Origin of the sequence: Ancylobacter aquaticus (genome assembly GCF_004339465.1) — a bacterium.
In the GTDB taxonomy this organism is placed as follows: Bacteria; Pseudomonadota; Alphaproteobacteria; order Rhizobiales; family Xanthobacteraceae; genus Ancylobacter; species Ancylobacter aquaticus.
On record NZ_SMFY01000004.1, the window covers coordinates 134,118 to 147,672 of the forward strand.

12 protein-coding genes are annotated in these 13,555 nt (G+C 68.5%); 9 read left to right on the top strand and 3 right to left on the bottom strand.

All coding sequences use genetic code 11. The annotated features are described in order from the left end of the window. Nucleotides 1-4 precede the first annotated feature (4 nt). The 3 genes from EV667_RS19135 (at nt 5) to EV667_RS19145 (ending at nt 3,223) form a co-directional block, all read left to right on the top strand. A complete protein-coding gene (locus EV667_RS19135; RefSeq protein ID WP_131836967.1) occupies nt 5-571 on the top strand; it encodes a sarcosine oxidase subunit gamma in 567 nt (188 codons plus the stop codon). 149 nt (nt 572-720) lie between these two features. Continuing rightward, nucleotides 721-2,085, top strand: a complete 1,365-nt coding sequence (locus EV667_RS19140) for an L-serine ammonia-lyase (protein WP_131836968.1) — start codon at nt 721-723, stop codon at nt 2,083-2,085. Between the two features lie 82 nt (nt 2,086-2,167). Beyond that, complete coding sequence (locus EV667_RS19145; protein WP_131836969.1) at nt 2,168-3,223, top strand: GlxA family transcriptional regulator; 1,056 nt, start codon at nt 2,168-2,170, stop codon at nt 3,221-3,223. Nucleotides 3,224-3,235: 12 nt separating this feature from the next. Here the strand turns inward: EV667_RS19145 and EV667_RS19150 are convergent, their stop codons facing one another. Beyond that, nucleotides 3,236-3,967: an anti-sigma factor gene (locus EV667_RS19150; protein WP_131836970.1), complete on the bottom strand. Its 732-nt coding sequence runs from the start codon at nt 3,965-3,967 to the stop codon at nt 3,236-3,238. Next, nucleotides 3,964-4,533 carry a sigma-70 family RNA polymerase sigma factor gene (locus EV667_RS19155; RefSeq protein WP_131836971.1) on the bottom strand — a complete coding sequence of 190 codons (570 nt, stop codon included), beginning with the start codon at nt 4,531-4,533 and terminating at the stop codon, nt 3,964-3,966. The genes EV667_RS19150 and EV667_RS19155 overlap by 4 nt, the downstream gene beginning before the upstream one ends. A gap of 166 nt (nt 4,534-4,699) precedes the next feature. Between EV667_RS19155 and EV667_RS19160 the strand changes: the two genes are divergently transcribed. The 3 genes from EV667_RS19160 to EV667_RS19170 all read left to right on the top strand — a co-directional run bounded on the left by EV667_RS19160 (nt 4,700) and on the right by EV667_RS19170 (nt 8,391). Then, complete coding sequence (locus EV667_RS19160; RefSeq protein ID WP_131836972.1) at nt 4,700-5,488, top strand: DUF4394 domain-containing protein; 789 nt, start codon at nt 4,700-4,702, stop codon at nt 5,486-5,488. Between the two features lie 197 nt (nt 5,489-5,685). Further along, nucleotides 5,686-6,945, top strand: coding sequence for an aromatic ring-hydroxylating oxygenase subunit alpha (locus EV667_RS19165; protein ID WP_131836973.1), 1,260 nt, complete (start codon nt 5,686-5,688; stop codon nt 6,943-6,945). Nucleotides 6,946-7,224: 279 nt separating this feature from the next. Next, nucleotides 7,225-8,391, top strand: coding sequence for an FAD-binding oxidoreductase (locus tag EV667_RS19170; protein WP_131836974.1), 1,167 nt, complete (start codon nt 7,225-7,227; stop codon nt 8,389-8,391). A gap of 171 nt (nt 8,392-8,562) precedes the next feature. Here EV667_RS19170 and EV667_RS19175 read toward each other — a convergent pair whose 3' ends face one another. Further along, the gene (locus tag EV667_RS19175; RefSeq protein ID WP_131836975.1) at nt 8,563-9,300 is read right to left on the bottom strand and encodes a hypothetical protein; all 738 of its coding nucleotides are present in this window, start codon (nt 9,298-9,300) and stop codon (nt 8,563-8,565) included. 163 nt (nt 9,301-9,463) lie between these two features. Between EV667_RS19175 and EV667_RS19180 the strand changes: the two genes are divergently transcribed. The 3 genes from EV667_RS19180 (at nt 9,464) to EV667_RS19190 (ending at nt 13,523) form a co-directional block, all read left to right on the top strand. Next, nucleotides 9,464-10,444, top strand: a complete 981-nt coding sequence (locus EV667_RS19180; RefSeq protein WP_131836976.1) for a GlxA family transcriptional regulator — start codon at nt 9,464-9,466, stop codon at nt 10,442-10,444. A gap of 122 nt (nt 10,445-10,566) precedes the next feature. Beyond that, nucleotides 10,567-11,361 (top strand): YoaK family protein, encoded by a 795-nt coding sequence (locus EV667_RS19185; RefSeq protein ID WP_245516271.1) that lies wholly within the window; start codon nt 10,567-10,569, stop codon nt 11,359-11,361. Between the two features lie 122 nt (nt 11,362-11,483). Next, complete coding sequence (locus EV667_RS19190) at nt 11,484-13,523, top strand: NADH:flavin oxidoreductase (protein ID WP_131836978.1); 2,040 nt, start codon at nt 11,484-11,486, stop codon at nt 13,521-13,523. The last annotated feature ends 32 nt before the right edge of the window (nt 13,524-13,555 follow it).

Below are 13,555 nucleotides of genomic sequence, written 5' to 3' on the forward strand. Positions count from 1 at the left end.
ATCCATGACGACGCCCCTGACTCCGGCCAACCCGCTTCATGTTCTCGCCGCCGCGTCGCGCGATGTCGCGGCCGTGCGACTGGCCGCGCTCGCCCCGGCCGCCCGGCTGGTGTTTCGCGGCCGCGAGGCGGCGATCGGGCCGGCGGGGGAAGCCTTCGGCGTGCCCCTGCCGCGCGAGGCCTGCCGCTTCAACACGGCGGGTGGCCGCTTCGCCTTCTGGCTCGGCCCCGACGAGTGGCTGCTGCTCGTTCCCAATGCCGAGGCCGCGCCGCTCTTCACCGCCATCGAGGCCGCCACTACGGGCCTGCCGCATGCGCTGGTCGACGTCTCGGAACGCAGCGTCGGCATCGAGGTGGCGGGCGAAAAGGCTGCCTTCGTGCTGAACCAGGGCAACCCGCTGGACCTCTCGCTGGCGGCGTTCCCCATCGGCATGTGCACCCGCACCGTGTTCCACAAGGCGGAAATCCTGCTGGTGCGCCATGCTCCTGACGTGTTCCACCTCGATGTCTGGCGCTCCTTCGCGCCCTATGTCTGGGAACTGCTGGAAGACGCCCGCCGCGAGCTGGCCTGACTTTTGCCGATCAGAACCTGAATTCGACACAGCAGATACTCAACGTCATCCCGGACGGCCGCAGGCCGATCCGGGATCGTAGCCGGATGGAGAGCGATCCCGGCTCTTCACTCCGCTTTGGCCGGGATGACCTATCGGGACAGGCAGCCATGATCAGCGCCTTCGAGCTCTTCAAGATCGGCATCGGCCCGTCATCGTCGCATACGGTGGGGCCGATGCTGGCGGCGCTGCGCTTCGCCGAAAATCTTGCAGCGGACGACCTGCTGGCCCGCACCGCCCGGGTCGAGGTGACGCTCTACGGCTCGCTCGCCTGGACCGGCAAGGGTCACGGCACCGACAAGGCGGTGATCCTCGGCCTCGCCGGCCTGCACCCGCGCAATGTCGACCCCGACCGCGCCGACGCGCTCGTCGCCGGGGTGGCCGACGACAGCCGCCTGCCGCTCGGCGGCAGCCATGGCCTCCGCTTCGACGCCGCCCGCGACATCGTCTTCGACGGCGTCTCGCCCACCCCGCAGCACCCCAACACGCTGGCTTTCCGCGCTTTTTCCGCCGAGGGCACCCTCATCGCCGAGGCCCGCTGGTGCTCCATTGGCGGCGGCTTCGTCGTACCGGAGCACGAGGTGGGCCAGCCGCCCGGGCCAGACGAGGTCGCCCTGCCCTATCCGTTCCGCAACGCCCGCGAGCTGCTGGCCTATGCGGCGCGCGAAAACCTCTCCATCGCCGAGCTTGTGCTCGCCAATGAGCACGTCCGCCGCCCGCCCGCCGAGGTGGAAGCGCGGCTGGACGGTGTCGTCGAGGCGATGATGGCCTGCATTGATCGCGGCCTTGCTACGTCGGGCGAACTGCCCGGCGGGCTGCAGGTGAAGCGCCGGGCCAAGGCGATCCGCGACGCCCTCCTCGCCCGCAACGCCCCCACCCCGCACGAGATCATGGACTGGGTGAGCCTCTACGCCATCGCGGTCAACGAGGAGAATGCCGCCGGCGGGCGCGTCGTCACCGCCCCCACCAACGGCGCGGCCGGCGTCGTGCCGGCGACGCTGCGCTATTATCGGGATCATTGCCCCGGTGCCGACCGGGCCGGGCTGCACACCTTCCTACTCACCGCCACCGCCATCGGCGCGCTGTTCAAGATCAACGCCTCCATCTCCGGCGCCGAGGTCGGCTGCCAGGGCGAGGTCGGCGTCGCCTGCTCAATGGCGGCGGGCGGGCTCGCGGCCGCACTGGGCGGCACGCCGGCGCAGGTGGAGAACGCGGCCGAGATCGGCATGGAGCACCACCTCGGCATGACCTGCGACCCGATCGGCGGGCTGGTGCAGGTGCCCTGCATCGAGCGCAACGCTTTTGGCGCCATCAGCGCCGTCAACGCCGCCTCGCTGGCCCTGCATGGCGACGGCACGCACATCGTCTCGCTCGACAAGGTCATCGTCACCATGCGCGAAACCGGCCGCGACATGGCCTCGAAATACAAGGAAACCTCGCTGGGTGGCCTCGCGGTCAACCTGCCGGAATGCTGACCTCGACCCCCGCCCGCGCGAAACCTCAACGCGCTTGCACCCGGGGGCTGCAAATTTGCTATGGTACCGGCAGGAGCAGGCCATGAACCATCAGCGACCCATCTCCCCCGGTACATCGAGCCCGTCGCACACGACGGCCGCACCGGCGCTGAATGTCGGGTTCATCCTTGCCGACAATTTCACCCTGTCCGCCTTCTCGCTGATGGTCGACCAGCTGCGTCTCGCCGCCGATGATGGCGACCGTTCGCGCCCCATCCTCGCCCGCTGGCAGGTGATGTCGTCGCGGCCGGAGCCGATCCGCGCCAGCTGCGGCATCACAGTGGCGCCCTCCGGCCCGTTCCTCGACCCCGCGAACTTCGCCTACATCATCGTGGTCGGCGGCCTGCTGCACGGTGGCCAGCAGCTCGACGAGGAGAGCATCGCCTATCTCAAGCGCGCCGCCCGCGCCGGCGTGCCGCTGGTCGGCGTGTGCACCGGCAGCTTCGTGCTGGCGCGCGCCGGTCTGATGACCGGACGACGCTGCTGCGTTTCTTGGTATCACTACCAGGACTTCATGGAGGAGTTTCCGCACCACACCCCGGTGGCGGACCGTCTCTATGTCATCGACGGCGACCGCATCACCTGCGCCGGCGGCGGCGGCGCGGCAGACCTCGCCACGGCGCTGGTGGAGAAGTATCTCGGCCGCTCCATCGCCCAGAAGAGCCGCCATGTGCTGCTGCTGGATCGCCAGCGCCCCGGCACCGAATCCCAGCCGCACCCGCCGATCGCCGATCTCGTCGCCGATGACCGCGTGCGCCGGGCGCTGCTGATGATGGAGCAGCACCTCGCCGACCCGCTGCCCATCGCCGACATTTCCCGCCGGCTGCAGCTTTCCACCCGCCAGCTGGAGCGCCTGTTCCAGACCGTGATGGGCCAGCGGCCGGCCGAGTTCTATCGCCGGCTGCGGCTGCGCTATGCCCGCTTCCTGCTCGATACGACAGGCCGCTCGGTCACCGATATCGCGCTGGAGGCCGGCTTTTCCGACTGCGCGCATTTCTCCCGCCAGTTCAAGGCCCAGCACGGCTTTACCCCGTCCGATGCGCGCTCGCGCGCGCCGGTGGCGGTGCAGAGCATGGCGGCGCAGCGGCTGTTCGAGTAGCGGGCGCCGCCCTCAGATTCCAACCTCGGTCGGGCTGGCATTGCCCTTCATAAGGATCGGCCCGGTCGGGCGGCCGGTGGGTGAGCCCCCCGCCGGCTCCAGCGTCACCTCATAGAGCTGCGCAGCGGCCGGGCGCGGCAGGCCCTCGACGCTCAGCTCCACATTGCGCATCGCTTCCAGCAGGCCAACCGAGACCGGCCCGCGCTCCCGGTCCCACAGCGTCCACACCTGCAGCGACTTGCCCTCCGGCGCCCTCAAGGCGCTCAGCGCCAGAAGCTCCGTGCGCCCGTCGCGGAAGGCGTTCACCACCGCCGCCGGCTGGTTCTGGTCGGAAAGCAGCACCGCCACCAGCACCGGCGCCTGCGCCGCCTGCCGCGCCAGATGAAGGGTGCCGAGGGCGAGCAAGACGAGCGCGGCCGAAGCCGCCAGTCCATAGCCTCGCCACAGGCTCAGGCTCTCCCACCACGTCGCGATCCGGGAGGGCCGCGCGGGCGTCTGGCGTGGCGTCTGCGGCGCAGGGGCAATCGGCCCGAGCGCCGCCTCGATGCGCGTCCACAGCGCCGGATCGGGCGTCACCGGCGCGGCCGTGGCGTCGAGTTCGGCGAGGCGCGCCCGCCACAGCTCCACCTGAAGCGCGAGCCCGGCGTCGCGCGCCAGCCTTTCCTCGCAACGGCGCGTCTCATCGGCATCGAGCAGGCCGAGCACATATTCGCTCGCCAGCCGGTCGCGCTCGTCCGCGCTCATGTCATGCACTCCCGCAGGGTGAGCAGGCTGCGCCTTATCCACGCCTTCGCCGTCCCCAGCGGCACGCCGAGCCGGCCCGCCAGTTCGCCATGGGTGAGCCCTCGCATATAGGCGAGCAGGATCGCCCGGCGCCGCGCCGGCTCCAGCCGGTCGAGGCAGCGCCGCAGCGCGCTCGCCTCGGAGAGCGCCATGACCAGCGTCTCGGCATCGGCCTCCTCCGAGGCGGGCTCGATCGCCTCGTAATCCGCCACCAGATCCATCCGGCCTTCGCCGCGCAGCACGTTGAGCGCGGTATTGCGCAGGATGGCGAAGGCCCAGGAGGTGGGCTTGCCGCGTGCCGCGTCGAAGCTGTCCGCCTTTTCCCAGATACGCAGAAAGGTGTCGTGCACCACCTCGTCGGCAAGGTCGCGACGGCGCAGCATGCGCAGCGCGACGCCGGTCATCTTCGGTGCCAGCCGGTCATAGAGCCGCTGCAGCCCGGCGCGCTCGCCGCGCGCGCAGCCACGCAACGCCTCGGCGAGGTCGTCATCGGCGGCGCCATCGGCGGTGTACAGCAGGGTCGTCATCTCGCGGCTCCCGCAAAGTAAGGCTTGTTACTCATACGCCCCGGCTTCGGTTTCGGATGCAAGGGGAAGAGATTTTTTCGCATCCTTCTGCATCCGCCGGTCGATCTCGCGTGTAGCCGCTTTGTCCCAGCCGACACAGGTTCGGCGCGAAACGGAGTTCGCCACCATGAAAAGCTCGATGATCGCCCTCACCTTCAGCGCCGTCACCGGCCTCGCTCTCGCCACCACCGGCGCGCAGGCGCAGTCCGTCGCCGCCCTGCTCGACGGCAACATGATCGCCATCGTCGATGTGAAGGCCGCCAAGGTCGGCACCCCGATGAAGATCGCCGGCGACGGCAAGCTCGTCGGCATCGACGTGCGCCCCGCCGACGGCATGCTCTACGGGCTGTTCGCCGACGGCACCGTCGTCACCATCGACCCGATGAGCGGCAAGGCGATGAAGAAGTCGACGCTTGGCACCATGCTGCCGGCCGGCTCCATGGCCACCGTCGATTTCAACCCGGTCGCCGACCGGCTGCGCGTCATCGGCAGCGACGGCACCAACCTTCGCGCCAATGTCGACGACGGCAAGGTGACGACGGACGGCGCGCTGAAATACGCCGAAGGCGACATGCACAAGGGCAAGGCCTCGAAGGTCGTCGCCGGCGCCTACACCAATTCGGTGAAGGGCACCAAGGAAACCGCGCTCTACGACATCGACGCCACCGCCGGCACCCTCGTCAAGCAGGCCCCGCCCAATGATGGCGTGCTGAACTCGGTCGGCAAGCTCGGCGTCACCGGCGACACCTTCGCCTTCGACATCGTCACCACCCCGGCCGGCGCCAATGAGGGCTGGCTGATGGCCGGCGACACGCTCTATTCGGTCGATCTCGCCACCGGCAAGGCCACCGCCGTGGGCAAGATCGCCGGGGTCGAGGGCAAGGTGCACGACATCGCCATCCTGCCCGCGATGTGAGCTCTCTCGCCCTTCAATAAGTGAGCACGAGGACGGCGCGGCTGCGCGCCGTCCTCACTACGTTCTGCGCGTCACAGGGGAATGTCGCTTCCAGCAAATTGTCTGTCGTTTCCAGAGAAGTCGCCGTCGCTCTTCCGTCGAACAATTCCAGACGACGCGACAAGCGGGCCCGGGACCCGCGCGAGGGAGAACAGACGATGCTGGATTCGACCGCCACGCCGCTGAAGGCGTTGCTCCGCCGCCGCAAGCCCGGCTACAGCCTTGAGGCGCCGTTCTACCTCAGCCCCGAGATCTTCGAGGCGGACATGGACGTGATCTTCGGCCAGCACTGGATCTTCGTCGGCGTCGATCCCGATGTTCCCGAGCCGGGCGACGCCATGACGCTGAACATCGGCAAGGCCAGCATCTTCCTGGTGCGCGACGACGATGGGGAGGTCCGCGCCTTCCATAATGTGTGCCGCCATCGCGGCGCGCCGATCGTGCACGACTACAAGACCACGGTCGGCAACCTCGTCTGCCGCTATCATTCCTGGACCTACGGCCTCGACGGCAAGCTGCTCGCCGCCTCGCATATGGGCGAGGGGTTTGATCCCTCGTGCCATGGCCTGAAGCCGGTGCATGTGCGCTCGCTGGAAGGGCTGCTCTTCGTGTGCCTGTCCGACGAGCCGCCGGCCGACTTCGACGTGATGGCGGCGAAGATGGGGCCCTATCTCGCCCCGCACGATCTGAAGAACGCCAAGGTCGCCTTCGAGAAGGACATCATCGAGCCGGGCAACTGGAAGCTCACCATGGAGAACAACCGCGAGTGCTATCACTGCGCTGGCAACCATCCCGAGCTGACCGTGCCACTCTTCGCCTATGGCTTCGGCTTCGCGCCCGAAGAACTCGACGAGCATGAGCGCAAGGAGGCCGAAGATTACGCCAGGCTGCTGACCACCAGCCATCGCGAATGGGAGAGCTGCGGCTTCCCCTCCACCATGCTGGAGCACCTCGACGACATGGCGACCGGCTTCCGCACCGAGCGCCTGCCGCTGGCGGGCGACGGCGAAAGCCACACCAACGACACCAAGGCGGCGTGCAAAAAGCTGCTCGGCAAGATCAACGATCCCCGCCACGGCGCGCTGCATTTCTGGACCCAGCCGAATTCCTGGCACCATTTCATGTCCGACCACGCGGTGGTGTTCTCGGTACTGCCGCTGGATGCCGAGCGCTCGCTGCTGCGCACCAAGTGGCTGGTGCACAAGGACGCGGTCGAGGGCGTCGACTACGACCTCGAAAATCTGGTCGGCGTGTGGGACGCCACCAACGACCAGGATTCGACGCTGGTCAGCTATTGCCAGGAAGGCGCCCGCAGCCCGGCCTATGAGCCCGGCCCCTACTCCCCTCATACCGAGATGCTCGTGGACAAGTTCTGCAACTGGTACGTCAACCGGATGATCGCGCATCTGGGGCGTTGAGGCGATCCGCCGGGCACAGCCCGGATCCACCGTCATCCCCGGGCTCGGCACGGGGGATCCACGATTTGTGGACCTAGGCGTGGAGGGCCCGGCCAGCCGTCATCCCGGTCGAAGCGCAGCGTCGAGCCGGGATCGCTCACGATTTCTTCGAGCGATCCGGATCGGCCCTGCGGACCGTCCAGGATGATGACACGGCGCCCCTATTCCAACCCTCTCCCCGACGGGGAGAGGGAGCAACGCCCGCCCAATGGCCAAAGCCGCTCACACGAGACAGACCTCATGGACGCCGCCACATTCACCGTCCTGCCCGAACCCGCCGCGCTGCGGCTGACGGGCGCCCTGCCGGAGTGGAATCCGGAGGGCGACGACGTGCTCATCGTCCTCGCCATCCGCGAGGAGACGGCGGATGTGAAGACCTTCGTACTGGCGCCGAAGGACCCCTGCGTCTTCCGCTACAAGCCCGGCCAATTCCTCACCCTCGATATCGAGATCGGCGGCGAGAGCGTCAATCGCTGCTACACCATCGCCTCCGCCCCCACGCGCCCGCACACGCTCTCCATCACGGTCAAGCGCGTGCCCGGCGGCCCGGTGTCGAACCATCTGCACGACCATGTCAGGGTCGGCTCGCACCTGCGCGCCATCGGCCCGATGGGCGAGTTCTCCTGCTTCTCGCAGGGCACCCCGTCACCGGCGCCGAAATATCTCCTGCTGTCCGGCGGCAGCGGCATCACGCCCGTCATGTCGATGGCCCGCACCCTCCACGACCTCGCCGCCCCCCGCGACATCGTCTTCGTGCACGCCGCCCGCTCGCCGGACGACATCATCTTCCGCGAGGAGCTGGAACTGATGGCGCGTAACCAGCCCGGCACGTTCCGCTTCGCCCCCGTCTGCGAGGCAGACAGCCCGCGCGCGCCCTGGCACGGCCTGCGCGGCCGGGTCAGTCTTGGCGTGCTCGAACATGTCGCGCCCGATTACCGCGAGCGCGAGGTCTTCGTCTGCGGCCCGGCGCCGTTCATGAAGGCGGTGCGGGAAATGCTGAAGGGCGCGGGCTTCGACATGTCCCGCCACCATGAGGAGAGCTTCGACTTTGCCGAGCTGGCCAAAGCCGAGCCGGAGGTGGCGGCGGAAGTGGTCTCGGCCGAACTTCTCCAGGCGGTACCCGAGGCACTCGAGGCGCCGGTCGTCACCTACACGGTGGAGTTCGCCAAGCAGAAGCGCAGCATCGAGTGCCGCTCCGACATGTTCGTGCTGGACGCGGCCCGCCGCGCCGGGGTGCGCCTGCCCTCTTCCTGCTCGAAGGGGCTGTGCGGCACCTGCAAGTCCAAGCTCATCGAGGGCACGGTCGACATGAAGCATGGCGGCGGCATCCGCCAGCGCGAGATCGACGCCGGCATGGCGCTTCTGTGCTGCTCGAAGCCGACCAGCAACCTCGTCGTCGACCGCTGAGCGGACGCGGCGACGTCATTCTGGCAAAACGTCATCCCGCAAAACGTCATCCCGGAAGGGCCGCAGGCCCTGTCCGGGATCGCTGTCCCTTCCCGCTGGACGATCCCGGCGCGTCGCCTCCGGCTCCGTCCGGGATGACGGCTACCTGATGTCGCGCAGTCCCATGCGCGCTCAGCGCCAGAGGTCGAGCGCGCCGTTCACCGCCTGCTTCATGCCGTCATAGGCGCGGTTGGTACCATCGACGGTGAGATCGACAATCTCGGTCGCGGTGGGAATGGGCGGCAGGCCGAGGAAACCTTCCTTCTTCTCCGGTTCCCGGGCCATCACCGGCGCCGGCGGCACCACCGCCGGATCGGCCGACGCCAGATCGAGCGGACGGCCGGGGGCGGCGGAAGGCAAGGTGGCCGGCTCGGGCGGCATCTGCTGTGCGCCGACCACCACCGGCACCGAGGCGTGCGTCACCATCGGGTCGCGGCTGTCGCAGCGGGCGCCGCACTGGTCGAAGCGCTCCACCCCGGCCGGCAGCGAAGCCACCGTGATGTCACTGGACAGCGGCGCCTCGCCATTGGTCACACGCGGCACAACCGACTTCGCGGCGGACTTCTGCGGCGGCTTGTAGACCGAGCCGGGCTCGATGGCACGGATCATGGTGGGAATGTCGAGCTGGTCGCCCTTGTCGGTCGGCTCCTCGGCGAGATCGACCGGCAGCGCCACCAGCCGGGCGAGCGTCTTGACGCTCTCCTGCGCCTGAAGTGCGCCGGCCTCGTCCGCCTTGCCGCGTGCATAGCCATTGCCCTCGGCGATCACATAGGTGCCGGCGGCGATGGCGAGCGCGAAGCCTACCGGCAGCATGATGCGGCCGGGCAGCCAGGACTGAAAAGTGGAGCGCGAGCGCATCATGGACCGCATGGAAGGAATCCCCCGTTATCTCGTCGCATTTCCCCCTGCTTTGGCGACCATTTTGCGGCATGATTGGCGCCGGCCGGTGACGAAGCCGAGGTAATCCTGCGCGCCGCTTTCCGAACATCATCCCCAGCAACATTGGGCAAGCCATCCCCCGGGTGCCTCTGACGTGCTCGACACAGCCTCCCTCACCCGCATCGGCTTCCTGACCCTGCCGAACCATTCGATGATCGCCTGCGCCAACGCGCTGGAGGCGCTGCGCATGGCCAATTACGTGACCGAGGGCGAGCTCTATTCCTGGCGCATCGTCACGATGGACGGCACGCCCGCTGTGGCCAGCAACGGCCTGAGCCTGTCGCCCACGCACGCCCTCGCCGAGGCGGGCCCGCTCGACCTCCTGCTGGTCTGCGGCGGCACGGATGTGCGCCACGCCGCTACCCCGGCCATCGCCGACGCGCTGCGACGCCTCGCGCGGCGAGGCGTCGCGCTTGGCGCGCTGTGCACCGGCAGCTTTGTCCTGGCCGAGGCGAGGCTTCTGGATTTCTACCGCTGCGCCGTCCACTGGGAGAACCTGCCGGCGCTGCGCGAGGAATTCCCCCGAATCACCTTTGTCGAAGAGGCCTTCGCCATCGACCGCGACCGGCTCACCTGCACCGGCGGCGTCGCGCCGCTGGAGATGATGCTCACGCTGATCGAGGCCAAGGGTGGCCGCGCGCTGGCCGACAAGGTGTCGGAGCAGTTCATCGTCGACCGCGCCCCGCGCCGGCCGGAGAAGGTGGTCGCCCGCCCGCGCCCGCTATTGCCCGATCCGACGCTTGCCCGCGCGGTGCGGCTGATGGAGGCGGCCATCGAGCAGCCGCTCGGCGTCTCCGGCATTGCCAACCGGCTCGGCGTTTCCGCCCGCCAGTTGGAACGGCTGTTCCAGCGCCATCTCGGCGTCGCCCCGGCGGCCTATCAGCTGCGCCTGCGGCTGGAGCGGGCGCGGGAATTGCTGCGTCTCTCGCCACTGCCCGTCACCGATGTCGGGCTGGCCTGCGGCTTCCAGTCGGCGGCGCATTTCTCCACCGCCTATGCCCGCCATTTCGGACGCCCGCCCAGCCGCGAGCGGCGCGAGGCGCTGCCGGCGGCGCCGGCCCGCCCCGGGGGCTGAGCGCCGCGACAGCCCTGCGCACTCCCCGCTGGCGCCGGCCGGATCATGGTATTAATCACACGGGGCACTTCCACGCCCCCAAGCCATGCGGACATCTCCGCGCACCGTCGATGAACGCGCCCATGAATGCGCCCCTAAATGCGCCCAGCAAGCCGACCGGCTACCGCCGGCTGGCCGCCCGCTACGGCGATCTGACCTCCGGCATGCTGGCGCCCGAGCGCACGCCGCTCGCCGATGCCTGGCTCGGCCTGCCCATGACCTTCGTCGCCGGCGCCACGAATGCCGGCGGGCTGCTGGCGGTCGGCCAATACACCTCGCACATGTCGGGCATCATTTCCTCGGCCGCCGACCACGCCGTGCTCGGGGCGATCGACCTCGTCCTCGCCGCCGCGGGCGCACTCACCGCCTTCGTGCTCGGCGCTGCCATCTCGTCGGTTCTCGTTAATTGGGGGCGGCTGCATGTCGCCGGGCGCGAATATTCGCTGCCCCTCACGCTGGAAGCCCTGCTGCTGCTCGTCTTCGCCGCGATCGGCCCGTTCACCCGCCAGTCCGGCCTCATGCTCGGTCTCGCCGTTGCGGTGCTGTGCTTCATCATGGGCCTGCAGAACGCCACCGTCACCAAGATGTCCGGCGCCAAGATCCGTACCACCCATGTCACCGGCATCGTCACCGACATCGGCATCGAGCTGGGAAAACTGCTCTATTCCAACCGGCGGCGGCGGACCGCCGACGCGCCGCTGGTGCTGGCCGACCGCGAGAAGCTGAGGCTTCTGAGCTATTTCCTCGTCGCCTTCTTCGGTGGCGGGGTCGTCGGCGCGGTCGGCTTCAGCTCTGTCGGATTCGTCTTCGCGGTGCCGCTGGCGCTGCTGGTGCTGGCGCTCGCCGGCCCTTCGGCGCTGCGCATACTGCTGCGCTGAAGCAGCCCGGTCGCAACGCTACCGGCGCGATGGCGCAAATCTTCTGTCCGGCATAGGCGCACGCGACCTATCGTGTCAGCATCGGGTTTCGACCGTCACGGCGAGGGAGCGCGCCGCCCATCATGATCGCCAATGCCGAGGCACTGCTCAAACCGTTGACCATCAAGGGTCTCACCATCCGCAACCGGGTGATGTCGACCTCCCATGCGCCGGGCTATGGCAAGGACGGCAAGCCGCAGGAGCGCTATCAACTCTACCACATGGAAAAGGCCAAGGGCGGCATCGGGCTCACCATGTTCGGCGGCTCCTCCTCGGTCGCCATCGACAGCCCGGCCGCGCCGTGGAACCAGATTTCCGTCACCGACGACAGCGTCATTCCCTATTTCCAGCAGTTCTCCGAGCGGGTGCACGCCCACGGCGCCAAGCTGATGATCCAGCTCACCCATATGGGCCGGCGGACCAAATGGGACACGGAAAACTGGCTGCCGACGCTCTCCGCCTCGGTTCGGCGCGAGCCGGCCTCGCGCACCATTCCGCGCGTTATGGACAAGCACGACATCCGCCGCGTGGTGAAGGCGTTCGCCGACGCCGCCCGGCGCTGCAAGGAAGGCGGGCTGGATGGGTGCGAGATTTCCGCCGCCCATGGCCATCTCGTCGACCAGTTCTGGTCGCCTTCCGTCAACCAGCGCACGGATGAGTATGGCGGCAGCCTGGAAAACCGCATGCGCTTCGGCAAGGAAGTGCTCTCCGCCATGCGCGAGGCCACCGGCGACGACTATGTCATCGGCATGCGGATGTCCGGCGACGAGTTGATCGCCGACGGGCTGAACCATGAGGACTGCGTCGCCATCGCCACGGAATATGCGAAGCTCGGCCTTGTCGACTTCCTCAACGTGGTCGGCGGGCAGGCCCGGGACGAGATGGCCCATGCCCTGTCCCTGCCCAACATGTCCTTCCCCGTCGCGCCCTTCCTCTATCTGCCGAGCGCCATCAAGCGCGAGGTCGACGTCGCCGTCTTCCACGCCCAGCGCGTGACCGACCTCGCCACCGGCGCGCGTGCCGTCGCCGAGGGCCATGTCGACATGATCGCCATGACCCGTGCTCACATCGCCGATCCGCACCTCGTCAAGAAGCTGATGGAAGGCCGGGACGACGACATTCGCCAGTGCGTCGGCGCCGGCTACTGCATCGACCGCATCTATGTCGGCGGCGACGCGCTGTGCCTGCAGAACGCCGCCACCGGCCGCGAAGCCACCATGCCGCACGTCATCCCCAAGGCGGATGTGGCGCGCAAGGTGGTCGTGGTCGGCGCCGGCCCGGCCGGGTTGGAAGCCGCCCGCGTCAGCGCCGAGCGCGGGCATAGCGTGGTGCTGTTCGAGAAGGAGCCGGTCGTCGGCGGCCAGGTCAACATCGCCGCGAAGGCCACCTGGCGCGAGGCGCTGTCCGGCATTCCGCGCTGGCTGTTCGCGCAGGTGCAAAAGAAGGGCGTCGATCTCCGCCTCGGCCATGCCGCCACCGCAGACGACATCGCCGCCGAGCAGCCGGACGTGGTCATCATGGCGACCGGCGGGGTGCCCAATCTCGGCCACGCCAAGGGTAATGAGCACGCCGTCTCCACCTGGGACATCCTCACCGGCAAGGTCGAGCCCACCGGCTCGGTGCTGCTGTTCGACGAGATCGGCGGCCACAACGCTGCCTCCACCGCCGAGGCGCTGGCGAAGAAGGGCTGCCTGGTCGAAATGGTGACGCACGATGTGCAGATCGCGCAGGAGGTCGGCACCACCAACAAGCCGGTGCATCTGCGCGAGCTGTACAAGCTCGGCGTGGTGATGACCGCCAACACCGAACTGATCGAGATCTACCCGGAAGGCAACCGCCTCATCGCCGCGTTACGCAACACCATGACCGAGGCGGAGGAAGAGCGCGTGGTCGACCGCGTGGTGGTGGATTACGGCACGCTTCCCGTCGACGCCCTGTTCGAGGCGCTGCGCGGCGCCTCGGTGAATGACGGCGAGACCGACCTCGACGCCCTCATCGAAGGCCGCCCGCAACGCTGGACCGGCCAGCCCGGCTTCGCGCTCTACCGCGTCGGCGACGCCTGGACCGGCCGCAACATCCACGCCGCGCTCTATGATTCGCTCCGTCTCTGCAAGGATTTGTGAGGCGCGATCATGAGCACCGTCATCCCTAGGGA